Raw genomic sequence first — 24,147 nt, forward strand, 5'->3', positions numbered from 1 at the left:
CCTCGCTTATGAGGCATCCAGCATGCGTTGCAGCGTGAGCTTGGCCAGCTCCGCCTCGTGTGGCGGCACGCTGATGCGGTTGACCACATTGCCATCCGCCAGGTTTTCCAGCGTCCAGGCCAGATGTTGCGGGTCTATGCGCGCCATGGTCGAGCACTCGCAGATCACGTGCGACATGAATTGCACCAGCTTGCCTTCAGGCTTCATCTGCTCGGCCAGGCGGTTCACCAGATTCAGCTCGGTACCCACCAGCCACTTGGTGCCCGCAGGCGCTTCGGAGACGGTCTTGAGGATATATTCGGTAGAGCCGACATAGTCAGAATTCAGGCACACTTCAAACGGTGACTCGGGGTGCGAGATGACAAAGCCATCTGGATGCTCAGCGCGGAAACGGGTGATGTTCTGTTCGCGGAACATCTGGTGCACGGCGCAGTGGCCTTTCCACAGCAGAATCTTGGCATTCTTGATCTGCTCTTCGGTGAGGCCGCCCATGGGCTGGTCAGGGTCCCATACCGGCATTTGCTCCAGGGGGATACCCATCTTGTACCCGCTCCAGCGGCCCAGGTTCTGATCGGGGAAGAACAGGACCTTTTCGCGCTGGGCAAATGCCCATTCCAGAATCTTGGGCGCATTGGTCGAGGTGCAGACAATGCCGCCGTGCTCGCCGCAAAAAGCTTTGAGGTCCGCCGCCGAATTGATGTAAGTGACTGGCGTAATGGTGGCATCAAAATCCAGCACCTTGGCCAGTTCGCGGCGCGAACGCTCTACTTTCGCGAGGTTGGCCATATCAGCCATGGAGCAGCCAGCCGCCAGGTCAGGCAGAATCGCGATCTGCTCGGGGCGCGACAGAATATCCGCCACCTCAGCCATGAAATGCACGCCCAGAAACACGATGTACTCCGCATCCGTCTGCGCGGCAAAGCGCGACAGCTTGAGCGAGTCACCGGTGTAATCGGCATGGCGGTAAACGCTTTCCTGCTGATAATGGTGACCCAGGATCACCAGGCGTTTGCCCAGCTTGGCCTTGGCCGCCAGAATGCGTTCCTGGCAATCATCCTCGGCGGCGTGTTGGTAGCGTTCAAATTTGATGGTGGCTGTTTGCATGATTTCCGTTTACCTGTTGGGGCGCAAGCATCTGGCTGCCGCCCTATTGTGAGCCTGGGGCTCGAATTTCAAAAAAACACCTGACTCTATAATGTTTCACCATGGCGGGCGCCCAGCATGCGCAGGGCTTCGACATTGGTCCATGAAAATACTTTTTTGGCGGCCTCGCGCCAGTCCACCCATTCATAGCGCACATGCTCATCCGGCGCGAGCTGCACCGGCAAGGGGGCAGGCAACTCAAGGCCAAACACATGCTCGGTATTCTCCGTTACCCCCGGCGCGTAGCGATAACGCCAGTGCGGGTAGATTTCGTAGACATTGGATGCCTGCCAGTCGCTGAAAGCATACTGCCGCGCATCCAGTCCGGTTTCTTCCGCCACTTCGCGTATGGCCGCATCAAACGGCGCTTCCAGCGTGCCATCGGACAGGCGCTCCACACTGCCCGTCACCGATTGCCAGTAACCCGCCTTGTCGGCGCGCTCCATCAGCAGTACCTGCAAATCCGGCGTATGAATCACGATCAGGGCCGATACCGGAATTTTAAAAGAAGACATGGGCTAGTGACAGGCTAAAAGTTAGGTGGAGTCGCACTATACCAGCGGGTGAATGGCGGCAACTTGGTTCTCACCAAAATCAGTCACCCTCAAATTCGCATAGCGCATAAGCTTTGAGGCCTAGCGCGGCCAATCGTTTCATCCCACCCAGATCCGGCAGGTCGACAATAAACGCACATTCAGTCACTTCGCCCCCCAGCTGCCGTATCAGCATCACCGCCGCCTCGGCGGTGCCACCCGTGGCAATCAGATCATCCACCAACAGAACCCGTTCACCCGGCGCAATCGCATCGGTATGAATTTCCACGCGGTCGGTGCCATATTCCAGCGCATAGTCATGCCCCAGCACCTCGCCCGGCAGCTTGCCGGGCTTGCGCACCGGCACAAAGCCCACGCCCAGCTGATATGCCAGCGCTGCGCCGACAATAAAACCACGCGACTCAATGCCTACCACCTTGGCTATGGCTTGCTCACGATACCGCGCCGCCAACTGGTCTATGGTCAGCCGCAAGCCCTCGGCATCTTTCAGCAGCGTGGTGATATCACGAAACTGGATGCCCGGCTTGGGGTAATCGGGGATAGTACGGATAAGAGATTTGATGGTCATGAATATTTTTGCGAAAAATCAGCTCAATGAGGCAATAGCAACCAGCCCGTGACGATGTATTTGGAACCCTGCGACACCACTTCGCCAGCATGCGCATGCGTCCACTCGGCTGGCCAGATCAGGGTTTTGCCTTTTTCAGGTTTGATTCTGAGTTGCTGATGCACGAAGTGGGTATGGCCATCCTCAAAATCATCATTGAGATACGTCATGAAGGCAAACAGCCTGTGCAAAGAGGCAATATCCGTGCGCTCGCTGTGTACATGGGCAAAATGGCCGCCCGGATTGTATTTCTGGATATTGAATCGGCCAATATCCAGCACGGGAAAGGTCTTCTCCAGAAAAGGCCACTGCCTGGCGTAAGCGGTATAGCAGGCATAGAGCTGCGCAATATACGCCTTGATGCAGCGATGGCTGGGCGTATTGATATCTGCCGGAGCAATCGACATATCCAGCGAGTTTTTGATATTCGGATCAAAGCCTTCCAGCGTGACACCCTGGCGCTGCCTGTCCTGATGCTCCTCAAAAAAACGGATGAGCTCATCGCACAAGGATACGTCATCCAGCTTCCAGGCACCGATAAAATGCGGGCTGGTCTCACAGCTAATATTGAGTTGTTCCATGTCATTCACGCCTATACCGTGGCGTACCCCTTCCCCAGCCTGAATCGTATAAACCCGGAACCCTTGCGTATGGTTTCCAGCCCCTTGGCATGCATGCCTTGCGATAAATAGAGGTTGCCCAGGTTATCAAAAGCTTCCTTGAAATTCTTGTGCGCCTTGATCAGACGCTCATAGGTTTCAATGGCACCCGCAATATCACCGCTACCCTTGAGGGCTGTGCCCAGGTTGAGCAGGATTTCCGGTTTATCAGCGATGTGTTGCAAGGCCGTACGGTAGCTTGTGATAGCGTCGGCATATTGACGCTTTGCCAGATAGGCGTTGCCCAGGTTGATATACGCTGTATGAAAATCCGGATGCCCGGCAATAATCGCCTGCAAACGCTGGATGGCTTCATCCGTCTTGCCGGCATTCAGCAAGGCATTCGAGAGATTGAACCTGGCCTCCAGGTGATCACCCTGCATCGCCAGCACCCGCTCATACGATTCAATCGCCGCCGCATACTGCCCGGCTTGCGCCAGGGTATTGGCGAGATTGAAATGCGCCTCCCATACCTGCGGATTGCTCGCAATCACATAGCGAAAACTGGCGATGGCCTCGGTTAACTGACCCAGAGCTTTTTGCTGCACTCCCAGCAGAAAATAGGCCTCTGCATATTCCGGATTGACCTTGATCGCTGCCTGCAGACTGGCAACCGCCTCTTTAATCTTCTTCTGCTCTACATAGAAGACCGCAAGGTTGTAATGCGCATCGGCAATATCCGGATGAATGGCCAGCGCCTGCTTGCACATCGCAATCGCCTGCTGCAAGCGCCCGCAGACATAATGCAGATTGGCATAGTTGAGATACACCGCCGGGTTGCGCGAACGCATGCCGACCAGCTGGCGAAAAACGGCTTCCGCCTCCTTGAACTGCCCTCGCTGTTGCAAGAGCAAGGCCTGATCTAGCAGCTGGTTCTCGTTCACCATGGATTGAGCCTAGCAGTGTTTGTATTTTTTACCGCTGCCGCAAACGCAAGGATCGTTGCGGCCCGGTTTTGCTGCTGACATCAATCTCTCTCAGGCCTTTGCTAATCGCAACATCAGGCTGCAGCGTTCTGTTGCCGCACGCGGATATGCAGCTCGCGCAACTGCTTCTCGTCGACTTCGTTGGGCGCATTGGTCATCAGACATTGCGCGCGCTGGGTCTTGGGGAAGGCAATCACATCGCGGATGGATTCAGCACCGGCCATCAGCGTGACCAGGCGGTCGAGACCGAAGGCGAGGCCGCCGTGCGGTGGGGCACCATATTGCAGGGCGTCGAGCAGGAAGCCGAATTTCTCCTGGGCTTCTTCCTTGCTGATCTTGAGCGCGTCGAATACCTTGGACTGCACTTCCTGCTTGTGGATACGCACGGAACCGCCGCCGACTTCCCAGCCGTTGAGCACCATGTCGTAGGCTTTGGACAGGGCGGCACCGGGGTTGGTGGTGAGCAGGTCTTCGTGACCATCTTTGGGGCTGGTGAAGGGGTGGTGCAGCGCGACCCAGCGGTCGGCTTCTTCGTCGTGTTCGAACATGGGGAAATCCACCACCCACAGCGGTGCCCAGGCGCGGCCGTCAACATGGCCTTTTTCGTGGCCGACCTTGGTGCGCAGGGCGCCCAGGGCTTCGTTTACCACCTTGGCCTTATCAGCACCGAAGAACACGATGTCGCCATTTTGCGCACCGGTGCGGTCGATAATGGCTTGCAGCGCGTTGACGTGGATGTTCTTGACGATGGGGCTTTGCAGGCCTTCTTCGTTGAGCTTGGTGATGTCGTTGATCTTGATGTAAGCCAGACCCTTGGCACCGTAGATCTTGACGAACTCGGTGTAGGCATCGATCTCGGAACGGCTGATGGCGGCGCCGTTTGGCACGCGCATGGCAGCCACGCGACCACCCACCATATTGGCAGCACCGGCGAACACCTTGAAATCCACATCTTTCATGATGTCAGTCAGCTCGGTGATTTCCAGGGTGACGCGCATGTCGGGCTTGTCGGAGCCGTATTTGTTCATGGCTTCGGAGAATGGCATGCGGGGGAACTGCGCTGGCAGATCAATATCCTGCACGCTCTTGAACATCTTGCGGATCATGTCTTCCACGATGTTCATGATCTCTTCTTCGCCGAGGAAGGAGGTCTCGATATCGACCTGGGTGAATTCAGGCTGTCGGTCCGCACGCAAGTCTTCATCGCGGAAACACTTGGTGATCTGGAAGTAGCGGTCAAAGCCCGACACCATCAGCAGCTGCTTGAACAGCTGGGGCGATTGCGGCAGCGCAAAGAACTGGCCGTGATGCACGCGGGATGGCACCAGGTAATCGCGGGCACCTTCCGGGGTGGAGCGCGTCAGCATGGGCGTTTCGACTTCAATAAAGCCGTTGCTGTCCAGATGGTCACGCAGGGTCTTGGCCACGCGGTAGCGCAGCATCATGTTTTTCTGCATGGCGGGGCGACGCAGGTCGATATAGCGATGCTCCAGACGCACCATTTCGCTCAGGTTGTCGTCGTCCAGCATGAACGGTGGCGTCAGCGATGGGTTGAGAATTTCGATCTCGGTCGCCAGCATTTCAACTTCGCCAGTAGGAATATTGGCATTCACCGTGCCTTCAGGACGGGCGCGCACCTTGCACACCACCTTCAGCACAAATTCGCTGCGTACGGTTTCGGCCAGCTTGAAAGCTTCCGGCGTATCAGGGTCGATCACGATCTGGGCCATGCCTTCGCGGTCGCGCAGGTCGATGAAGATCACGCCACCATGGTCACGGCGGCGATGCGCCCAGCCGCACAGGGTAACAGTCTGGCCAATGTGTTCGCGGTTCAAGTGACCGCAGTAATGAGTACGCATAGTGAATATCTTATTTTGTCGGGTTGGTGATGATAGGGGATTTGTCGGCAGGTGCCACCACCCCCATGGAAATAATGTACTTGAGCGCTTCGTCCACACTCATGTCGAGCTCGACCACATCTTCGCGCGGCATCATCAGAAAGAAGCCGGACGTCGGGTTGGGCGTGGTCGGCACATAGACGCTGACGTAATCGCCCTTGAGATGATTTGAGACATCGCCGCCAGGCTGACCGGTGAGGAAAGCCACGGTCCAGCTGCCTTCACGCGGGTACTGCACCAGCAGCGCCTTGCGGAAGGCATTGCCGGAATCAGAAAACAGCGTGTCAGACACCTGCTTGACGCTGTTGTAGATGCTTTTTACCACCGGCACCCGGCCCAGCAGGTTTTCCCACAGGGCGATCAGCTGCTTGCCGAAAAAGTTGGTCGCCACCAGCCCGGTGACGAAAATAATCAGCAAGGTGAGGATGGCGCCAATGCCGGGGATGCTGCGGCCGAACTGGGCTTCAGGACGCCAGGCCAGCGGCAGCAGCAGCAGGCTCTGGTCCATCAGGCCAATCAGGGTCGCCAGTACCCAGGCAGTAATGAACAGCGGCACCAGCACCAGAAGGCCGGTAATAAAATAACGCTTCATGTGGGATTCTTGATTTAGGGGTTAGTGGCAAGCACAGCCGGGGTTGCAGGCGGCAGCGGCCGCCTCAGTCTTTTTTTCGGATTTGCTGCTCCCACCCTTGAAATCGGTGGCATACCAGCCCGTGCCATTCAACTGAAAGCTGGGGGCCGACACCTGCTTGGCAAAGGTTTCCTTGCCACACTCGGGGCAAGCCGTGGTCATGGTCGCTTCACTGACCTTGCGCATGACTTCTTTTTTGAATCCGCAACTGGTGCATTGATAATCGTAAATAGGCATGACGAATCCTATATATAAACGTAAATGATAAAAAACGTAATTATACCCGAACACAAGCCCATACATAGGGCGATTAGGGCGAATTATCAAGTGCTTGGCTCAGGCGCGCCACAATAAAAAAAACCGCCAGCCCCAGGGCTGACGGTTTGGTATGGCAGCCGCTTTCAAGCAGGATGAAAGCGGAAACACGCGGACTCAGGCAAGCTGGGCTTGCAGCTCCTCCTGTATCTCGAAGATATCCGCCACGATGCCGTACTTGGCAATGGTGAAAATCGAGGCACCGGGATCGGTATTCACCGCGACGATGGTGCTGACATGCTTCATACCCGCCATGTGCTGGATGGAACCGGAAATCCCCATCGCCACATACAGCTTGCAGGCACTCACCACCTTGCCGGACTGGCCTACCTGACGCGACTTGGGCAGCCAGCCAGCATCGGCAATCGGCCGCGAGCAGCACAGGGTGGCGTCGATGTTATCCGCCAGCTCGCGGAAGTCTTCCACATTGGCTTCTTCGCCGATGCCACGGCCGATGGACATGATGAACTCGACCGTGGTGATGTCGATATCGCCACCACCGCCCTGCTCAATAAACTCCAGCGGACGGCTGCGGGCGCTCAGTTCACTGCGGTCATCCACCGTCAGCAGCGGAGCCGCTGCGGTTTCTACCGGCTTGAAGGCGCCGCCGCGTATGGTCATCACCGCACAGGCATGACCGGGGAAATCCACCTCGACATTCACCTTCTGGTTATAGCCGCCACGCGTGGCAACCAGCGCGCCGCCATCGTAGGCGAGCTTGAAGACATCGGTGGCATAACCATACCCGCCCTTCACCGCCACCGCTGTGGCGTAGCCCAATGAATCCACACTGTGCGGCAACAGCACGGCAATGGGTTTGCGCGAGACTATCAGCGCAGACACTGCCTGTTCGGCCAGCTCAGGTTCAAACTCGGCACTATTGGTCTTGCAGGCAATGATTTCGTCAACACCTGCCCATTGCAGCTGGCTGGCGAGCGACTCCGCCTCTTGACCAATAATCGCCAACAGCACGCGGTCATCCGCCGCCGTTTTCAGTTGCTGGGCGGCGGTGATCAGCTCCAGCGTCACCGGGCGCACTTCGCCGCGCCGGTGTTCGGCTACTACAAGAATAGTGTTCATGCAGCTTCTCCCTTGTATTCCTTGATGATTTCAATCAGCTTGGCAGCTTGCTCGGCGATCGTGCCTTCTATCATCTGGGCGCGACCCTTGACCGGAATTTCCATGCGGCGCACGCGGGATAGCGCAGCGGTGGCGCCTACTTGCGTAGCATCCAGCCCCAAGTCACCCAGGCTCCAGTGTTCAATCGGTTTGGCGGCCGCCTGCTTGATGCCCCGCAGCGAGGCATAGCGTGGCTTGTTGATGCCAAGTTGCAAGGTCAGCACGGCCGGGCAATCAATCTCCACTGCCTGCAGCATGCCGCCTTCCAGCTCGCGCTTGATGCGGGCCGTGGCAGCACCGGGCTGATACTCCAGCTCGGCCACCACGGCGGCATGCGGCCAATCGAGGCTAGCGGCAATTGCCATGCCAGTGGCAGCATTGGCCTGGTCCGAGGACTGCACACCGGCAAACACCATGGCAGGTGCTTCCTTTTTCACCACGCTCGCCAGAATGCGGCCTATGGTCACGGCATCCGAGCCTTCCATGGCGTCATCCCACACACGGATGGCGCGATCAGCGCCTTTGGCCAGGCACTTGCGCAGGCTTTCATCAACACGCTCCGGGCCCACCGAGACGGCAATCACTTCCACCGCGCCCTCGGCAACGGCTTCCTTGATCTTCATCGCCTCTTCCAGCGAGTAGTCATCCCACTCATTGAGGTCATACATCAGAAAATCCTCATCCACATCCAGGCCATCGGCGCGTATCTCGAAATCATCATCGAGCGCGGCTACCTGTTTTACTGCCACTACTATTTTCATGCCTTCCTCCTGTAGAAATACCGGTCAGCCACCGGGCGCAAGGCGCGCGCGGCCAGCCATTGAAATAAGGCAAAACGCACCCGTGCATCGGGGTCGTCCCGCAGTTGCCATTTGTCCTGATCGCTGAGTTTGGGGCTGCTCGCCAGCATCACGCGATGCAGGTAATAGGGGTCTTGCAACAGCGGCAGCAAAGTCTCAGGGCCCGCTGCTGGATTCAGGATCACGCCGCGCCGTACGTCCAGCTCATCGGAGAACACCAAGCGCTTGAGCAGCGCGGGCGCAGTGTGTGGATTGGCCGCCACACCGGACAGCACATCCACCGCGCTATCGCGCGCCAGGCTCGCCATCAGGCAGGAGGTGACATTGGGCTGATACGCCACGGCTGCGCGTACCCAGCTTCTATGGTCAGAAGCCAGTTTTTCCAGCAGCGTGATGGGGCAATTCGGGTTACGCGCCACGGCGCGGCGCACATCTTCATGAATATCCAGCGCGAGCTTTTGCAACACGTGCTTGCCCGCCATGGGATTACGGCCCAGCCATTGCCGCACCCAGGGGTCGTGGTCTTGCGCCAGCATCTGCATGAGCGTAGGTGCAAGGTCGGCGCGGCAGGCCACCGCGCGGCGCACGCTATCGCTTTCGTCCAGCGCCAGGCGCGCAGTCAGGTGCACAGGCAAATCCGCCCGCGTCGCCAGGGCCGCACGTATGGCGTTGTCTTTGTGCTGGCTCAGGGTATCCACCAGGGCAGCGGGCAACTGCGGATGCTTGACCAGGGCTCGCAAAATCAGTGTTTCGGTGGATTTGGCCGCTTGCAGCAGCAGGGCTTCCGGCACATGCTTGTGCCCCAGCACGGCGGCCCGCACAAACTTGTCACCACGGTGGTAGAGCGTGCCCAGCAGATCTACCGGCACTGCCGCGTGGCTGGCGATTTCCTTGTCAAAACGCTTGGGGAAACGCTGCGCCAGCAGGCGCAATACTTCAGGCTGCGCACTGGAGTTGCGCGCCAGCCCTTTCAACACGACCTGATCGTGATCGCCCATGGCAATCTGCAGCAGCAAGGGCGCAGGCGTATTGGCATGCAGGGCGAGAAGCCCTGTCAGTGCAGGATCATCCGACTGGCTGAACTGATGCTTGAGCGTGCTGCCCCCGGTATTGCGGTGCTTGACCACGCGCCGTGCCAGCGGCATATGCTCCAGCCGCGACAGGGCATCCAGCACATTGGGGGGCGTATGCTCCCAGCGCGCCAGCATCAGCACATCGCGGCGACTGCCAAACAAGCGTTCCTCCAGCCGCTGCCTTTGCCTGGCATCGGCGATACCATGCACGGCCACCGCCGCATAAAAATCACCACTCTCCAGCACATGCGCCACCAGCGCCTGTGCGGTCATGGGGACCTGTGACTCAGACTTCGACAGAAAGCGCTGGGGACTCATCGTATTCCACACATTCTTCTATCAGTTCAATCAGCTCGCGCACCACAAACTTGCCCTCGTAGCCCGAGGTCTTCAGGGCATCTTCAAACATGGTGAGATCCTTGGGGCAGGACACCACGAACACTTGCAGGCCTTCGATGGCGCCCGCTTCGTGCATGCGGTTCTGCGATGGTTTTTCCGTGCCCGGCGCATCGGGGATCCAGATACGGCCGCCACCCGCGCCGCAGCAAAAGGAGTTGTCGCGATTGCGCCCCATCTCCACCAGCTCGCAACCCAGCATCTGCAGGATGTCGCGCGGCGCATCAAAGCCCTTGTTGTAGCGGCCCAGGTGGCAAGGGTCATGGAAGGTCACGCGGTAGCCCAAGGGTTTACGAAGGCGCAAACGGCCTTGCAGCAGCAGCTCGCGCACTACGGTGGTGTAATGCTGAATCTCGAATTCGCCACCAAAGTCCGGGTATTCGTTGCGAATGGTGTTGTAGGAGTGCGGGTCGGTGGTGACCACGGACTTGAACTCGCAATCCCGTATCGAGGTGATGTTGGCAGTGGCGAGGTACTCATACAGCCCCTCCTCCCCCACCCGGCGCACATCGTTGCCCGCGTTCATTTCGCCCTCAAACAGCAGGCCAAAATCCACCCCGGCCTGATGCATCAGCCGGGCAAAGGCACGGGTAACTTTCTGGTTGCGCGGATCAAACGAGGCGTAATCGCCGACAAACCACAGCATGTCGACCGCTTCCTTGCGCGCATCCTTGATGGTGAACGGCAGCTCCTTGGTCCAGGCGGCGCGCTTGCGTTTGGATTCGCCAAACGAATTGCCAGTCTTGTGGATGGTCTGCAGGGTTTTCTCCAGCAGCGGCTCCATATTGCCGTCTTCCACCAGCTTGCGGCGCATCTGCACAATAATCGGCACATGCTCCACCGCCACCGGGCAGATTTCCACACAGGCCAGGCAGGTACGGCACGACCACAGGGTCTCCATAAACACCTGCCCCGGGCCTTTGCCATGCACATCCAGCTCGGCTTTTTCCGGCAGGGTGGCGGCATTGAGACTCTGGTTGGCAAACTCGCGCAGCGACAGAATCACATCGCGCGGTGACAGCGGAGCCCCCACGGCATTGGCCGGGCAAGCCTCGTGGCAGCGGCCGCATTTGGTGCAGGCATCCAGATGCAGCAGCTCTTTCCACTTGAAATCGGTAATGTACTGATAGCCCGCGCTGGCCTGCTCTTCCGGTACCTTGGGCAGGCGGCGGCCCGCCAGGGGGTCGCGCAGCATCAGCGAGGTAGGCGCGGTGACAATATGCTTGATCTTGCTGTAGGGAATGAGCGCAATAAAAGTCAGCGCCAGCAGGCCGTGAAACCACCACAGGCCGCTGCGGAACAGCCCGGCACCTTCCGGTGACAAGCCAAGCCATTGCATGGCATGCGCCATGACAGCACCGACCGGTGACCAGAAGCGCAGGTCCCACACCGTGGGCTGACCGCTCAGCCAGACCAGACGCGTGGCTTCCAGCACAAAGCCGGTGACGCCGATCAGGATCAGCGCCCACAGAAAGGCCCAGTCCTCGCGACGATAGCCACTGCGATCGTAATCCGGATCTTGCGGGCTGCGGTCCGGCCGCGCGTAATCCAGCTTGGGCAGCTTCAGCAACTGGCGGCGATACATCATGTACAGCACGCCGGCGATCAGGCCTGCGCCGGCAATATCCAGCACCAGCGAAAACCACAGGTAGAACTCGCCATGCCAGAAGCGCCAGCCAAACAGCGGCTGCAAAATGTCATACTCAAGTGTGATGGTCGCCGTGCCAATGAACAACAGGGCAAAGCCGAAGAAGATGAGCGCATGGGCGCGCCCTGCCTTGCGATCCCGCCGCACCAGCGTGCGGTGTGTCAGCAGGTCCTGCACCATGTTGATGGCACGCTGACGCCAGGCGCCGATGTCCAGCGGACGACCACGCCGGTATTTGCGCACCTGGGTGTACACACCGTGGGCAAAGATGCCGATGGCGGTGTAGCCCAGCAGGTAAAACAGGGTGATGCTCCAGGAAGAAAAATCCTGAAAAAGAATGCGGGTGACCAGGGTGGTATCGCTCATGAACTGTCTCTTTTGCTTTTCGGTTCTTCACGGCCCAGGCGGCTGACCTGCAAGCCAGCGGGAAGCCCTGCCTCCCGATTCTGCACTGGGCTGTGAAGTGAACCGTTGACTAAACCTTGTACTCGATCTTGAACTGACCGCCCGGCATGTGCGGCGCGCCCCACACCGCCACCTCGCGCTTGTAAGGCAGCGGGTATTGCGGATTGGCTTCTTCGATCTCGCGTGCCACGCGGTGGCCGGTAAAGGTCGCGTCGGCAATCAGGCGGGGAGCCTCGGCATCGCCAATCAGGTACACACCCTTGATGCCATTGGCCTCCCACTCGCTTTCGCGGGCTTTCAGGTCGTTGAACAGGGCATTCTCGGAATGACGGCCGGTGACCAGAATCAGCGAATCAAACTCCAGCCAGCGGTGGGTCTTGTTGGCATCACGCGGAGCAACGCCCGGGCCACGATAGGTACGCTTGGAACCATCGCCCCAGATGTTGTAGATCTCGAGACGACCCGGCTCAATGCGTGAGCAGAAGTGGTCGCCCAGCTCTTCCACACCCAGCTCATGCAGGCGGCGCATCATGTTTGGATACTCCAGCGTGAAGTGCATGTAATTCGCCAGATGCACACCAGACACAATCGTGACCTCGTGCCCCGCCACGGCCAGCTTCTCGGCCAAGCTAGGTGCCATGAAATAGGTATCGGCATTCAGAATCACCACGCGCTTGCCGATGGCCTTTTTGCCCTCCATCACCTGCTCAGGCGTGAGTTGATCGGCGCGCGAAGCATCGGCGCCGGGGATGGCATCGTGCGTCAGGCAATTGGTGCCATCGGTATTCCAGCTGGAGCCAGTGGCAATCACCACCTTGTCGGCGCCGTATTGCAGGATATCGTCGGCGCTCAGGCGTTTCTGGCCGAGGGCAATCACGGAATCCTTGTTTTTCTTCACCAGCTTGTTGAGCTGGGTTTCGCGGTAATCGCGGTGGTAGCTCCACTCGCCCAGACCGGGCAGGGTCGCCACGCTATTGAGGTGGCCACCTATCTTCTCGGCGCTGTCGTACAGGTGCACGGTGTAACCACTTTCCATCAGCACCCGTGCGCACTCCGAGCCGGATGGGCCAGCCCCGACCACCAGCACAGCATCGCTGGAGGTGGTCTTGCGGAATTTTTCCGGGTGCCAGCCACGGCGGTATTCTTCGCCAGCCGTTGCGTTCTGGGTGCAGATCATCGGTGGGCCACCGATTTCCCAGCGCGAGATACACACATTGCAACCGATGCAGACGCGAATATCGTCATAGCGGCCTTCTTCAATCTTCTTCGGCAGGAAAGGATCGGCAATCGATGGCCGGGCGGCGCCGATGATGTCGGCATAGCCCTTGGTCACGATCTCGGTCATTTTTTCCGGGTCGGTGTAACGGCCCACGCCCAGCACCGGCTTCTTGGAAACCTGCTTGACGAACTTGGTCCAGGGCACCTGGTGCCCCTGCTGGTAAAAGCGCGACGGGCCCGCATCTTCGCCCCACTCGGCAATGTCACCGACATCCACGTCCCACAAATCCACCAGCGGATCGGCCAGCTCAATGAACTTCATGCCATCCACTTCCACTTCGATCTGGCCTGGGCCATACACGGTGTCCACAGCAAAGCGCGTGGCAATCGCGCAGTCATCGCCCACGGCACGGCGTACCTTTTCCAGCGTTTCCAGCCAGAAGCGGGCGCGGTTTTCCAGCGAGCCACCGTAGCCATCGGTACGCTTGTTGTAGTAAGGATTCAGGAACTGCAAAGGCAGGTAGGAGTGCGCGCCGTAGACATACACAATGTCAAACCCGGCATCCCGGGCGCGGTAGGCAGCGTCCACATAGTATTGCTGCACCATGGCGATATCGTTCAGATCCATTTCCTTGCAATAGGTCAGGGTCTCGAACTCGGAAGCGTACTGGCTGGGGCCGCGCGGCGTGGCGCGGGACTCCATGCACGGCGCATGCGCACCGCCGTACCACATCTCGATACCGGCCAGGGCGCCGTATTTATGCACTTCATCGGTCATGGCGCGCAGGTTGCGCACGTCGCCCTCATCCCAGATACGTGCCGACAGGCGGTGGGTATCGTCAGACTCGGGGTGGATGGAGCAGTATTCGGTGTTCATCGCGCCCCAGCCGCCTTCGGCCTTCATGGAGCGGTGCGCCGCCTGAAAGCCAGGCTTGTCCGAACCGGCGCCGATACAGTGCGGCACCTGGTAAAAGCGGTTGCGCAGGATTTTCGGCCCAATCTGAATGGGCTCAAACAGAATGTCGTGCTTGGGATCGCGTGCCATGAAGTGTCCTCTCGAAATAGGCGAAGTGAATCGTTGTTGTGAAGCTATTTTCGAGGGGCAGGCGCGGTCTCACAATTCTCCTTAGGGCTTACCACCTAGGGAGTATCGACCGCATAAACTTTCATTAATAATCAACTGTTTAAATAAAAAACGGGCCGCCTTGCGGCGACCCGTCTCATGCCCGGCTAGCGCGGAATACTAACCGAGATGATGGAACACGTAGACCACCACCACGCCCGCCACCAGCGCGACATAGGGCAGGATACCGGCACGGCTGGAGACACCGGCTTCATCGGCAATATGCATGTCTTCAAGCATGGCCTTGGGGAACTGGCCTTTGTCTTGCACATAGTGACGGTAGATGAAGACCGGGATGATCAGCGCACCGAAGATCAGGCCTGTCATCAGGGTGCCTTCGCCCCAGATATCGGCACCAAAGCCCATCAGCGCCAGGTTGACGAAGCTCAGCACGCCACCGGCTGCCAGCAGAATGGTCGGCGCCTTGTAAGGGCGCATCCAGTTGGGGCGGTCCAGGCGATGTATCCAGCCGGAGTTGAGGTTGAGGAAATTGAAGATGATGTAGCCGACATTCGATGCGGCCAGCACGAACACATAGTCGGACAGCAGGAGCAGCAGCAGGTTGAAGCAGAGGTCGGTCCACATGGCAGGGGTAGGCGCGCCGTGTTCATTTACCTTGGACAGGTACTTGGGCAACCAGCCATCCACCGAGGCCTGATACAGCGTGCGGGAAGAACCGGCCATGGAGGTCATGATGGAAAGCAGCAGTGCCAGCACCAGCATGATGACCATGACATTACCGATGATCTTGCCGCCGCCAGCCATGTCGGACAAGGCACTGGCAACGCCCATGCCGCTGTAGATTTCTGGGGCCAGCATGCCGCTGTAAACCGCAGGGGTGACGGTAGTGCCCGCAGCGTCAACCACGGCAGGCGTCACCAGTTGACCCAGGCCCAGGTGCGCCTGGAAGGCAATCGGTACCAGGGTAAACACGGCAATACACAGCAAGCCGGAGTAGAAAATGGCCTTGAAGGTATCGGTCTTGGGGTTCTTGAACTCTCGGGTATAGCAGACAGAGGTTTCGAAACCATAGGTGGACCAGGCGGCAATAAAGAGACCACCGGCCATCAGTTTCCAGCCCTCGATGCCCCACACGCCATCGACCACATTGCCTGCAGCGTCATAGCTCAGTGGTGCCATGGGGAAGAAATTCACCTGCGGTACATCGCCAGTGAGGATAGGGATAAGACCAATCAGCATCAGGGGGATCAGCGCGGTGATGCCCAGGATCATGGTGACGCGGGCGGAACGCAGAATGCCGCCATGCTGCACGGCAAATACCGACATCAGCACGGCAGCGCCGAGGATGAAGGTGGCGTTGATGCGCAAGGCGAGGTCTGTCTTGATGAAGCTGAGATCAAGCAGCGTAATCTGCCAGGTGTTGATCACCGCATCCGGCGCAAACAGCGCACTCAGGATATACCCTGCGGCAAGGCCGGAGCCAATCGCCAGTACCGGTGACCAGGCAAACCAGTTACACCACACCGAGACGGGGGCGATGAATTTGCTGTAACGCACCCAGGCCACGGCGCCGTATACCGACGCACCACCGGATTTGTGTGGAAACAGGCCGGCGATTTCGGCATAGGTAAAGGCCTGGATAAAACCGAAGGCAATGGAGATCATCCATACCATCCAGGAAGGTTTGCCAACGGTGGCGGCAATGGCGCCTATGGAAAAAAGCACCAGTGCGGGTACACCGCTGGCAACCCAGAACGCACCCTGCCAGCCGATCTTGCGGTGCAGGGTGGAGTTCTGGGCGACGACATCGCCGGATAAATCGGCGCCTATCGCGTCTACGGGCGGATTACTGTTCAATTTAATTCCCCTTATCGAAAAGTCATGCAGTCAGCAGGCCCACGGGCAGCACGCACGATGCTGGCATGTCCTGCATTGGGCACCATTGAATACCCGCCGCCCCCGCCTCACAATTCTCACTACGGATTACTACCTAAGAAGTAGCAAGAAAATGGTGCGGTACGCGGGATCTGAAGCAGGTTCCGGTCCAACTTGGGGCATCTGCCCTGCATGTGTCTCAGCTGGCGGCGGCCTACTCCCTCAGGAGTATGGAAAGACGCCCTGCCCGGCCATTACCATCTCCTGCAAATACTGCTTATTAAGGAATCCGCCTCATGCACGCCCCGCCCTATGCCGCCAGACTGCAAGCCACGCTGCAACGCCATTACAGCCGCAACCAGCGCTGGGGGTTCATGTGGGCCTTGTGGACGGCGATACTGTGGGGCGCGTGGTATGTGCCAGGCACGGCGCTATGGTATGAAGCGCCCTATGTCGATATCCCGCAGGATCAGCAATCATTGCGGCTGGCCGCCACCGCGGTGATGACCTGGGTGCACGCGCTGGCGGTATTTGTATTTTTGCTGCTGTGGAATGGTGTGCTGGGCAAGGTGGGGGATTACGCCCGCACCATGGTGCGCTTTCGGCGCATCTCGAAATGGTATGCGCTGGCGTCGCTCTGTGGCGGGCCGATGGCGATCTTCGGCTCCTATATGGCCATGGGTTATGTGGGGCCGGTATTTGCCGCGGTTACCTCGCTGTTTTACCCGGTGATAGGCGCCGTGGTGGCGCGCCTCTGGTACCGCGAAAAAATCTCCACCCGCGCCGCGCTGGGCATGGTGATCATCATGATGGGGGGCCTTGTGATTTATGGCCCTGGCCTGTTTGGCGAGGTGGGTGGCGATAACAGCCACGCCTGGCTGGGCTATCTCGGCGGCATCATGTCTGCACTGGGATGGGGCATGGAAGGTGCCGTGGCAGCGCGGGCGATGGATGTGACCGACCCGGACGTGGGCATTCATTGCCGCTTCAGTTTCGAGATCCTGTTCTGGGGCATATTGATCCTGCCTGCCCTTGCGCTTTTCACCAGCCTGCCGATAGGTGAGCTACTGCTCACTACCGTGCAAAACCCCAAGGCCATGGTGTGGATAGTGCTGGCCTCGGCCTGCCATGCCTATTGCTACACCGCTTTTTACAAGAGCTTCAGTCTGATCGGCGTCGGCCGCGGCGAAGCCATAGGCAACCTCTATGCGGTATTTGCCCTGCTGTTTATTGCAGCTTTCACCCTGCAGATGCCACCGTGGTATTTCCTGGTCGGGCTGATACTCACCGTGGCGGGCAGCTTTGTCATGTTTGGCGAATCAGCTGAAGACGTGGCCCAGTTACGCGACAACCCAGCGGGAGAACACGCATGAAACTGCACATCAAGGGATTTTTGCTGACGCGGCTGCACCAGCTGGGTGGCATGCGCGATCAGGCGCTGATCGAACTGACCCTGAACGCCTACAGTCTGCGGGGACGTTATGCGATCAACAGCCTGCATGTGGCGCTGGATGAGTTATCCGCCGCTGGCCTGGTGGTGCGCAATGAACCGCAACTCATCACCGAAACCGTGGGGGATATATTGCCGCGCGAGGCTTTGTCGTTTTATTACCAGCTGACGCCGTTTGGGCTCACCCGCATGGAGGACACTGGTTTGTTAAGCAAGGATGGCACTGCCATGGAGGAGTACTGCGCATGAACAGTTTCTGGGGATACGCCGGGGCCGATGTGCTGGCCCTCATCATCATCGGCCTGGCCAGTCTGATCTGCCTGATCTCTGCCCGGCTGTTTGTCAGCCGCCGCTAGGCCGGGCAAGGCCAGCCACCAGAGCAGGTGCTTACTTTTTACGATGGGCCCATACGGCAGCTTCGAGCCGGCTGGTGAGTTTGAGCTTGCTCAGCAGATGCTTGATATGCACTTTGACCGTGGTATCGGAAATACCCAGCTTGCGTGCGATGGTCTTGTTGTTGAGGCCATCGGCCAGACACTGCAGTATCTCCTGCTCGCGGTCGGTCAGCGCCACATCATCATCCGCCTTGCGCGTGCGCGGCTCCAGCAATGCCTGCTTCAGCACTTCGGTCAGGCTGTCCTGTATCACCGTCATGCCGGAAATCACTTTTTTCAGGCTGGCACAGAGGTCTTCTGGCTCCATGTCCTTCAGCAGATAGCCATCCGCCCCGGCGCGCAGGGCTTCCAGCAGATCATCCTCCGCATCCGACACGGTGAGCACGACGAAGCGCGCCTGCAAACTGCTTTCGATTTTGAAGCGGCGCAGAGTTTCAATGCCATTCAGGCCCTTCATGTTAAGGTCGATCAGCACCACATCGGGCTGCAGAGGTGGAGCCAGCAACAAGCCTTCGCTCCCCGAAGCGGCCTCGCCCACCACCCGGAATGCCGGGTCGGCTTCTATCATCTGACCGACGCCCTTGCGAAACAGCGCATGGTCATCAATCAGGAACACCTTGGTCGGGCTGGCGCCGCCGGATGTCAGCTCAGAGATCGGGTTACTGGAGGTCGGGTTACTGGGGATGCTCAAGGTCGTGCTCTCCTGTCATTGTGCCAATTGCGGCGTAAATACCAATCTTACCCGCGTGCCGCCGGTGCGGCGACGCAAAACCGCCAGCTCGCCTCCCAGGCTGTAAGCACGCTCCTGCATGATGCTGTGCCCGTAATGCCCGGGCTCGCCCGGCTTGCTGGCATAGCCGATGCCGTCATCATCAATGGTGACGATGACCGAGCCATTGCTCTGATACACCAGCGCCACCGTCACCGTGCTGGCGCCGGAATGGCGCACGATATTCGACAGCGCCTCGCGGATCACATGCAGGATATGGAATTCCTCATTCACCGTCAGGCGGCAATTCACCAGCCGGTTATCCAGCGCAATCGAGAGATTGGAGCGCTGCATGAACTCATCAATCGCCGACTGAATGGCAAAGCGCAGCCCGCGCACATCCATGTGCACGCGGAAAGTCGACAGCAACTCGCGCAACTCGCGGTAGGCATTATCCAGCCCCTGGCGCAACTCGTTCACAATGCCGCGCAGGTCGGCATGCTGGGTCTGCGGATGACTTTGCAGACGGAAAATCTGGATTTTCATGAAGGACAGCGACTGCGCCAGCGAATCATGCAGCTCGCGGGCAATGGCGGCGCGTTCATCCAGCAAGGCGGCACGACGGCCTTCCTGCTCGCGGTTCTGCGTGCCCATCACCATGGACAGCAATTGCGCGGTCATCTCCACCAGCTCGATGTCGGTTTCATCAAACACATGGGTAGCCTCGGCTTCTACCGTCAGCATGCCCAGCGTTTCCCATGGGCTGGTAAAGGCCGCCACCACGCCACTCGCGCCTTCCTGCCCGTCGCTGGCTGGCAGCTGATAACTGGCAGCCTGGCTGGTACTCAGCTCGGCAAGCAGGCCGGGAGGTATGGCGCGCGGCAAATGCTGCGAAAACAGTGTGCGCTCTACTGTCTCCCCACCCGATTTTTCAGCAAACAGCAGGGCAACATTCTGCACATCCAGCGCGCTTTCCAGCATGTACAGCACCTTGCGCAACAGTGCCTCGCTGAGGTCGGGCGTGTTGATCATGCCCACCAGCTGGTGCAAAAACCCCTGCGCACGCAACACGCGCCGCAAGCGCTCACTGCGGGTCTGGTTGAACCACTCGCTCTCGGCGCGGAAGCCTTCCAGACGGGCTGCGATGCGGTAAATGGTCTGCTCCAGCCGGGCAAATTCATCGGCATAAGGCTGGTCATCTTCCAGCTGAAATTCCTCGGGCAGCAATCGCGTCAGGTGGCCGATACGGTCAATCAACAGATGCTTGGCTTTAAGCGCCAGCGCAAACAGGCAGCTCACCAGCAGCAAACCACTCACCAGCTGCAACAGCCCAATGACGGATTGCTTGACCTCCACATCGCGCTGCAGCTCCTCGGCCACGCTATCGTAATCGCGCAACACCTGGTCGACCGCCTGCAACCAGCCCGCGCTATGTTCCGGTTGCGGGTAGTGGGCGACGAGATTGGCGGTGTCGGCTTCCAGCCGCGAGATGACGGCGGGCAGGCGCGAGCCCAGCTGCTGCCTGAACCACGAAAACTCAATGACACCGGCATCCGGATTCAGCCCATGCGCGGGCAGCCGGCTGCCAGTCGGACGCGCCGTCACCTCCGCCCGCAGTGCCTGCCAATGGAATTTTTGCGCGTAGAGCTGGCGCATGGCAGACTGATTGCCGGGAATGTAATCCAGCAGAAAAAGGGAGCCCACCTGCATCATGATAATGAGCAGCAGCACGCAAAACAGCAGCACCACCAGTCGCAGGTAAAGCGTATGACGCAGCAAGGCCTTGATACCGGCCAACTGGTAAAGATTTTTCAACCAGCGCATATCAGGACAAGGGCTCCCCTAACCCCCAAAGATCACAGGACACAAGCATGAGCATATACGTATTCAGCACCCTGATCCTCAGTATCATCTTTCTCTTCGTGTTCAACACCTGGTGGGCGGGCACCGCACCCTTCAAAATGCACCTGGCAGGCATGGTGATCATTGCCACCACCGCCTTTTCGGCGCTCCTGATGCTGGCGGTATACCCGCTGCTACGCCACCGTCCGCTGCTGCGTAATACCACCCCGGGCTTTGACCGCCGTGCCTGGGGCATCAATGTCTCTTCACTGCTAGCAACACCCGCCGCCGTGATTGAAGGTTACACCGTCATCTTTGCCAACAATGCCTTTCTTGCCGAGCTGGGCATGCAGGGCATCTCGGACCAGATTCTGGGCATGCCGCTGACCAATGTCATCCACCCCGGCGATCACCAGACCCTGGCGGCCCTGCTGGCATCGCCCGAGCATGATAAAAAATCCACGCAACGGCTACGCCTGTTATGCCTTGATGGCTCGATACTGCCAGTGCACATCTCGGCCTCGCCCATCAGCGAAGCGCCGGATAACGAGCAGCTGTTGCTGCAGTTTTCAGCCGTGTCCGCGCATGACACCCCGGGCGCCAGCTTTCGCGAGCAGTTTCCCTATCATCTGCTGGTCAACCAGATCGAGCAAGTCGTGTTCCAGGTCGACACCGCGCAGAACATTCTTTTCCTCAACCCTTCCTGGCAAGGCCTGCTCGATTTCAACGTGGAGGATTGCTTGCAAAAACCGCTGCTGAGCTTTATCCACCCCGAAGACAAACCGCTGGTCGAAGCCCGCCTGCATTCGCTGATTCAGGGCAAGCGCAGCCGCTGCCTGCTGGAAGCGCGCGTCATCAGCAAAAACGGCGATTCGCACTGGGTGGAGCTGCGCGCGCGCAACACCTCTTCCGTCAAGGGCGAGCGTTCCAGCGTGGTCGGCACGTTGACTGATATCAGCCATAGCAAGCAGGCCGAAGCCAGCCTGCGCACCAACCGCCGCTCGCTCAGCATGCTGATCAACAATGCGCCCTGCATGATCTATCGCTGCAAGAACGACAGAAACTGGAGCTTTGAATTCGTCAGCGATGGCTGCGCCGAAGTCACGGGTTACGAAGCGCACGAGATGATCAACAACCTCAGTTTCTCCTATGTGGAAATCATTCACCCGGAAGACCGCGAATCAGCCTGGCAGCATGTGCAGGAAAAAATCGCCATGCAGGATAAATTCCAGCTGGTGTATCGCATCATCACCCGCGCAGGCCACATCAAATGGGTGTGGGAACAGGGCAAGGGCGTCTACTCCAGTGCGGGCGAGTTGCTGGCGCTGGAAGGCTTTATTGCCCACATCAGCGACGACGATGCCCCCACCGGCCTGATTGCCGATATTCAGCAGCTGATCCAGTCCCAGCCTATTCCCGGCGGCCAATAAAAGAGGGCGTTTTGCAACGCCCTCTTTCTAGCCATCCAATCTCAATCCAAACAGATTAGAACGTGCGCTTGATAAACAGCACCAGGTGATCATCACCCGTCTTGCGGCCTTTGGCATCTACCCACAGATCACCATCGGCATTGGTACCGGTGTAGTTGAAGCCGGCATTCCAGCCTTCACTCTTGCCAACTGAGAAGTCCTTGTTGAGGCCAATCAGGTAATCGCTGTAGCTCAGGTCGCCGTAGTTTTCCACGCGCTGATGACCTGCGTGCGCCACCAGATTGATATCCTGCACGGGCAGCTTGTAGTTGAAATTGAGCTCAATGTAATCCGTACCCTTGGTGTCACCATGGCCCAGCGTGCCGCCGATGGACTTGGTGTTGTAACCGAAGAAATCAGTCACGGCACGCGAGTACTTGAGGGTGAACCACTTGTAGCCCAGTGCGCCATTCAGCTCGGTAGTATTGGCAGACTGCCCTGCAATCTTTTCATTGTCAGGATAGTAGAACTGCAGGAAGCCGACATTCAGGCTGAGGTCAGGCGTGAACTGGTGCAGGTAGCCGCCGTAGATATCGACTTCGAGCGTATTGCCGTAGAGCGCATTCTTGTCGACATTGGTGCCCCATACGCCCAGGTAAAGACCGCTGGAATGGGCATAGTCAAAACCGCCTTGCACGGCAGGGCGCTCGTTGGTGTAGGTGATGCCACGAAACACATACTGACCGAAGAAACCGATATTTGTGGTCAGGGTGTGGGGTGAGGCTTCGGCGGCGGCTTCATCCGCAGCAAACGCCGGCAGGTTGAAAAGACTGCAGGCCACAAGACCGGCCACACTCAGACGCTTTACATGGTTCATTACGTTCCCCTTATGAAAAGATAGATGCAAATGGAATTGCCCGGTAACCACGGTGCCATGGCTTAAGCCTTATTCAGGCTGGGTGCCAGTGCCGATATCGGCGCCGTCGTCGAATCTGGAGAGCCAGGCCACCACGGCCTGCTGATATTTGGTGATGCCCTTGTACTCCACCAGGTCAGGATGAAGATCGCGCAGCACACGGTGAAAACGCTTGGCCCAGCGTGGGTAGGTCGCCATTTCCTGCATGCTGATCAGGTAGCAGCGGATGCTGAAGACAATGGCATTGCTACGTGGCATGCGGAACAGGGTTTGCAGCTCGACGCGTAAATGTGCGAGTTCGCCTGCATTCTGTTCGGTGACCTTGTTGCGGTCGCCGCCCCACAACGGATAGTTTTCCGGCGAGGTATCCAGGCGCGGATTGATGGTCATGGTCCAGTTGAGGCGGCGCACCGGATTGGCCTGCTGCAGGCTCATCAGGAACTTCAGCGCCCGGTCCATTACCCCCAGCTTGGTGACTTGCGGCACCGGGCCATGCCACTCATGCCAGGACATGCCGACATTGAATGCCAGCGACCAGTCCGCCTGGCTGGTGACAATGCCCGCATCGGCAAACAGGGTGTCTTCCCGCTGATCCAGCAGCACAAAGTCGCCCTGCACCTGGCGACCCATGTATTCAAACGGGCCCATGGGCAGGGTGGCGGCATCGCCAAATACGAAGGATTGTTCCAGCCCCAGCGGACGATTGACCCAGGTCCAGGCCTTGCCGTTTTTGCTCAGGCTGAATTGCTCGGGATAATCGCGCGCCAGGCTTTCCATGGTGAATTCCAGAAAATCCCACTCGGCATCCATCATGTGGGGCAGGGAGGCACAGCGGCCGGGATCCTGCTCCAGGGTAATGGCCTTGTCGCGGCATTCGGCCACGTAGTGCTCGTCCACATCCAGCGTGAATTCGGTCACCGCGCCCTTGGGGCCGGGCGTGTGCGGCTCGATGTTGACCGAATACATGTACTGGTCTTCGGGAAACGGGAAGGGGAAACGGCGTATGGCTTCCGGCGAATTGCGGAAGGTATAGTCGTCGCGAAAGGTTTCCTGCTTGAAAGCGAGGCTCATGGGA

The 24,147-nt window shown here is 58.6% G+C and carries 22 protein-coding genes; 3 read left to right on the forward strand and 19 right to left on the reverse strand.

Going from position 1 to position 24,147, the window contains the following annotated elements; translation table 11 throughout:
* Window positions 1–6: 6 nt before the first annotated feature.
* The 15 genes from nadA to MPQ_RS11750 all read right to left on the reverse strand — a co-directional run bounded on the left by nadA (window position 7) and on the right by MPQ_RS11750 (window position 16,333).
* Complete coding sequence (gene nadA / locus MPQ_RS11685; protein ID WP_013443157.1) at window positions 7–1,104, reverse strand: quinolinate synthase NadA; 1,098 nt, start codon at window positions 1,102–1,104, stop codon at window positions 7–9.
* A gap of 86 nt (window positions 1,105–1,190) precedes the next feature.
* Window positions 1,191–1,658, reverse strand: coding sequence for a dihydroneopterin triphosphate diphosphatase (gene nudB / locus MPQ_RS11690; protein ID WP_013443158.1), 468 nt, complete (start codon window positions 1,656–1,658; stop codon window positions 1,191–1,193).
* A gap of 79 nt (window positions 1,659–1,737) precedes the next feature.
* Entirely contained in the window at window positions 1,738–2,265 is a 528-nt protein-coding gene (locus MPQ_RS11695; protein ID WP_013443159.1) for an adenine phosphoribosyltransferase, read from the reverse strand.
* Window positions 2,266–2,288: 23 nt separating this feature from the next.
* Entirely contained in the window at window positions 2,289–2,885 is a 597-nt protein-coding gene (locus MPQ_RS11700; RefSeq protein ID WP_013443160.1) for a 2OG-Fe(II) oxygenase, read from the reverse strand.
* Between the two features lie 11 nt (window positions 2,886–2,896).
* Window positions 2,897–3,850 carry a lipopolysaccharide assembly protein LapB gene (locus MPQ_RS11705; protein WP_013443161.1) on the reverse strand — a complete coding sequence of 318 codons (954 nt, stop codon included), beginning with the start codon at window positions 3,848–3,850 and terminating at the stop codon, window positions 2,897–2,899.
* A gap of 9 nt (window positions 3,851–3,859) precedes the next feature.
* Window positions 3,860–3,931, reverse strand: a complete 72-nt coding sequence (locus MPQ_RS14305) for an SEC-C metal-binding domain-containing protein (protein ID WP_083801086.1) — start codon at window positions 3,929–3,931, stop codon at window positions 3,860–3,862.
* Between the two features lie 32 nt (window positions 3,932–3,963).
* The gene (gene aspS / locus MPQ_RS11710) at window positions 3,964–5,748 is read right to left on the reverse strand and encodes an aspartate--tRNA ligase (protein WP_015830955.1); all 1,785 of its coding nucleotides are present in this window, start codon (window positions 5,746–5,748) and stop codon (window positions 3,964–3,966) included.
* A 10-nt stretch (window positions 5,749–5,758) separates the two neighbouring features.
* The gene (locus MPQ_RS11715) at window positions 5,759–6,379 is read right to left on the reverse strand and encodes a DUF502 domain-containing protein (protein WP_013443163.1); all 621 of its coding nucleotides are present in this window, start codon (window positions 6,377–6,379) and stop codon (window positions 5,759–5,761) included.
* A gap of 21 nt (window positions 6,380–6,400) precedes the next feature.
* A complete protein-coding gene (locus MPQ_RS11720; protein ID WP_013443164.1) occupies window positions 6,401–6,655 on the reverse strand; it encodes an FmdB family zinc ribbon protein in 255 nt (84 codons plus the stop codon).
* A 195-nt stretch (window positions 6,656–6,850) separates the two neighbouring features.
* Window positions 6,851–7,813 (reverse strand): electron transfer flavoprotein subunit alpha/FixB family protein, encoded by a 963-nt coding sequence (locus MPQ_RS11725; RefSeq protein WP_013443165.1) that lies wholly within the window; start codon window positions 7,811–7,813, stop codon window positions 6,851–6,853.
* Window positions 7,810–8,613: an electron transfer flavoprotein subunit beta/FixA family protein gene (locus MPQ_RS11730; RefSeq protein ID WP_013443166.1), complete on the reverse strand. Its 804-nt coding sequence runs from the start codon at window positions 8,611–8,613 to the stop codon at window positions 7,810–7,812. Before MPQ_RS11730 ends, MPQ_RS11725 begins: the two co-directional genes overlap by 4 nt.
* Complete coding sequence (locus MPQ_RS11735) at window positions 8,610–10,043, reverse strand: hypothetical protein (RefSeq protein ID WP_049821908.1); 1,434 nt, start codon at window positions 10,041–10,043, stop codon at window positions 8,610–8,612. Before MPQ_RS11735 ends, MPQ_RS11730 begins: the two co-directional genes overlap by 4 nt.
* Window positions 10,012–12,135 carry a (Fe-S)-binding protein gene (locus MPQ_RS11740; RefSeq protein WP_013443168.1) on the reverse strand — a complete coding sequence of 708 codons (2,124 nt, stop codon included), beginning with the start codon at window positions 12,133–12,135 and terminating at the stop codon, window positions 10,012–10,014. Before MPQ_RS11740 ends, MPQ_RS11735 begins: the two co-directional genes overlap by 32 nt.
* Before the next feature lie 109 nt (window positions 12,136–12,244).
* A complete protein-coding gene (locus MPQ_RS11745; protein ID WP_013443169.1) occupies window positions 12,245–14,437 on the reverse strand; it encodes an FAD-dependent oxidoreductase in 2,193 nt (730 codons plus the stop codon).
* Between the two features lie 198 nt (window positions 14,438–14,635).
* Window positions 14,636–16,333, reverse strand: a complete 1,698-nt coding sequence (locus MPQ_RS11750) for an APC family permease (RefSeq protein WP_013443170.1) — start codon at window positions 16,331–16,333, stop codon at window positions 14,636–14,638.
* Between the two features lie 314 nt (window positions 16,334–16,647).
* Here MPQ_RS11750 and MPQ_RS11755 point away from each other — a divergent pair, with 314 nt between their 5' ends.
* Together MPQ_RS11755 and MPQ_RS11760 are read left to right on the forward strand one after the other, a co-directional pair.
* A complete protein-coding gene (locus tag MPQ_RS11755) occupies window positions 16,648–17,724 on the forward strand; it encodes a DMT family transporter (protein ID WP_013443171.1) in 1,077 nt (358 codons plus the stop codon).
* Entirely contained in the window at window positions 17,721–18,050 is a 330-nt protein-coding gene (locus MPQ_RS11760) for a hypothetical protein (RefSeq protein ID WP_013443172.1), read from the forward strand. Before MPQ_RS11755 ends, MPQ_RS11760 begins: the two co-directional genes overlap by 4 nt.
* A 138-nt stretch (window positions 18,051–18,188) precedes the next feature.
* On the opposite strand, the gene narL is transcribed toward MPQ_RS11760, so the two are convergent.
* Entirely contained in the window at window positions 18,189–18,842 is a 654-nt protein-coding gene (gene narL, locus MPQ_RS11765) for a two-component system response regulator NarL (protein ID WP_041362891.1), read from the reverse strand.
* Window positions 18,843–18,902: 60 nt separating this feature from the next.
* Window positions 18,903–20,729 carry a histidine kinase gene (locus MPQ_RS11770; protein WP_013443174.1) on the reverse strand — a complete coding sequence of 609 codons (1,827 nt, stop codon included), beginning with the start codon at window positions 20,727–20,729 and terminating at the stop codon, window positions 18,903–18,905.
* A gap of 47 nt (window positions 20,730–20,776) precedes the next feature.
* On the opposite strand from MPQ_RS11770, the gene MPQ_RS11775 reads away from it, so the two are divergent.
* Window positions 20,777–22,177: a PAS domain-containing protein gene (locus MPQ_RS11775; RefSeq protein ID WP_013443175.1), complete on the forward strand. Its 1,401-nt coding sequence runs from the start codon at window positions 20,777–20,779 to the stop codon at window positions 22,175–22,177.
* 55 nt (window positions 22,178–22,232) lie between these two features.
* On the opposite strand, the gene MPQ_RS11780 is transcribed toward MPQ_RS11775, so the two are convergent.
* Entirely contained in the window at window positions 22,233–23,033 is an 801-nt protein-coding gene (locus tag MPQ_RS11780; RefSeq protein ID WP_013443176.1) for a TorF family putative porin, read from the reverse strand.
* A 69-nt stretch (window positions 23,034–23,102) separates the two neighbouring features.
* Complete coding sequence (locus MPQ_RS11785; protein ID WP_013443177.1) at window positions 23,103–24,143, reverse strand: DUF3445 domain-containing protein; 1,041 nt, start codon at window positions 24,141–24,143, stop codon at window positions 23,103–23,105.
* Window positions 24,144–24,147 lie beyond the last annotated feature (4 nt).

This window comes from Methylovorus sp. MP688 (assembly GCF_000183115.1).
GTDB lineage: Bacteria > Pseudomonadota > Gammaproteobacteria > Burkholderiales > Methylophilaceae > Methylovorus > Methylovorus glucosotrophus.

What these genes read in the sequence shown, in the direction of transcription:
- nudB (WP_013443158.1), bottom strand. Translation starts at nt 1,658, where the DNA reads ATGTCTTCTTTTAAAATTCCGGTATCGGCCCTGATCGTGATTCATACG.
- aspS (WP_015830955.1), bottom strand. Translation starts at nt 5,748, where the DNA reads ATGCGTACTCATTACTGCGGTCACTTGAACCGCGAACACATTGGCCAG.
- MPQ_RS11775 (WP_013443175.1), top strand. Translation starts at nt 20,777, where the DNA reads ATGAGCATATACGTATTCAGCACCCTGATCCTCAGTATCATCTTTCTC.
- MPQ_RS11735 (WP_049821908.1), bottom strand. Translation starts at nt 10,043, where the DNA reads ATGAGTCCCCAGCGCTTTCTGTCGAAGTCTGAGTCACAGGTCCCCATG.
- MPQ_RS11730 (WP_013443166.1), bottom strand. Translation starts at nt 8,613, where the DNA reads ATGAAAATAGTAGTGGCAGTAAAACAGGTAGCCGCGCTCGATGATGAT.
- MPQ_RS11760 (WP_013443172.1), top strand. Translation starts at nt 17,721, where the DNA reads ATGAAACTGCACATCAAGGGATTTTTGCTGACGCGGCTGCACCAGCTG.
- MPQ_RS11755 (WP_013443171.1), top strand. Translation starts at nt 16,648, where the DNA reads ATGCACGCCCCGCCCTATGCCGCCAGACTGCAAGCCACGCTGCAACGC.
- nadA (WP_013443157.1), bottom strand. Translation starts at nt 1,104, where the DNA reads ATGCAAACAGCCACCATCAAATTTGAACGCTACCAACACGCCGCCGAG.
- MPQ_RS11725 (WP_013443165.1), bottom strand. Translation starts at nt 7,813, where the DNA reads ATGAACACTATTCTTGTAGTAGCCGAACACCGGCGCGGCGAAGTGCGC.
- MPQ_RS11705 (WP_013443161.1), bottom strand. Translation starts at nt 3,850, where the DNA reads ATGGTGAACGAGAACCAGCTGCTAGATCAGGCCTTGCTCTTGCAACAG.
- MPQ_RS11740 (WP_013443168.1), bottom strand. Translation starts at nt 12,135, where the DNA reads ATGAGCGATACCACCCTGGTCACCCGCATTCTTTTTCAGGATTTTTCT.
- MPQ_RS11700 (WP_013443160.1), bottom strand. Translation starts at nt 2,885, where the DNA reads ATGGAACAACTCAATATTAGCTGTGAGACCAGCCCGCATTTTATCGGT.
- MPQ_RS11695 (WP_013443159.1), bottom strand. Translation starts at nt 2,265, where the DNA reads ATGACCATCAAATCTCTTATCCGTACTATCCCCGATTACCCCAAGCCG.
- MPQ_RS11715 (WP_013443163.1), bottom strand. Translation starts at nt 6,379, where the DNA reads ATGAAGCGTTATTTTATTACCGGCCTTCTGGTGCTGGTGCCGCTGTTC.
- MPQ_RS11720 (WP_013443164.1), bottom strand. Translation starts at nt 6,655, where the DNA reads ATGCCTATTTACGATTATCAATGCACCAGTTGCGGATTCAAAAAAGAA.
- MPQ_RS11745 (WP_013443169.1), bottom strand. Translation starts at nt 14,437, where the DNA reads ATGGCACGCGATCCCAAGCACGACATTCTGTTTGAGCCCATTCAGATT.
- MPQ_RS11785 (WP_013443177.1), bottom strand. Translation starts at nt 24,143, where the DNA reads ATGAGCCTCGCTTTCAAGCAGGAAACCTTTCGCGACGACTATACCTTC.
- MPQ_RS11770 (WP_013443174.1), bottom strand. Translation starts at nt 20,729, where the DNA reads ATGCGCTGGTTGAAAAATCTTTACCAGTTGGCCGGTATCAAGGCCTTG.
- MPQ_RS11780 (WP_013443176.1), bottom strand. Translation starts at nt 23,033, where the DNA reads ATGAACCATGTAAAGCGTCTGAGTGTGGCCGGTCTTGTGGCCTGCAGT.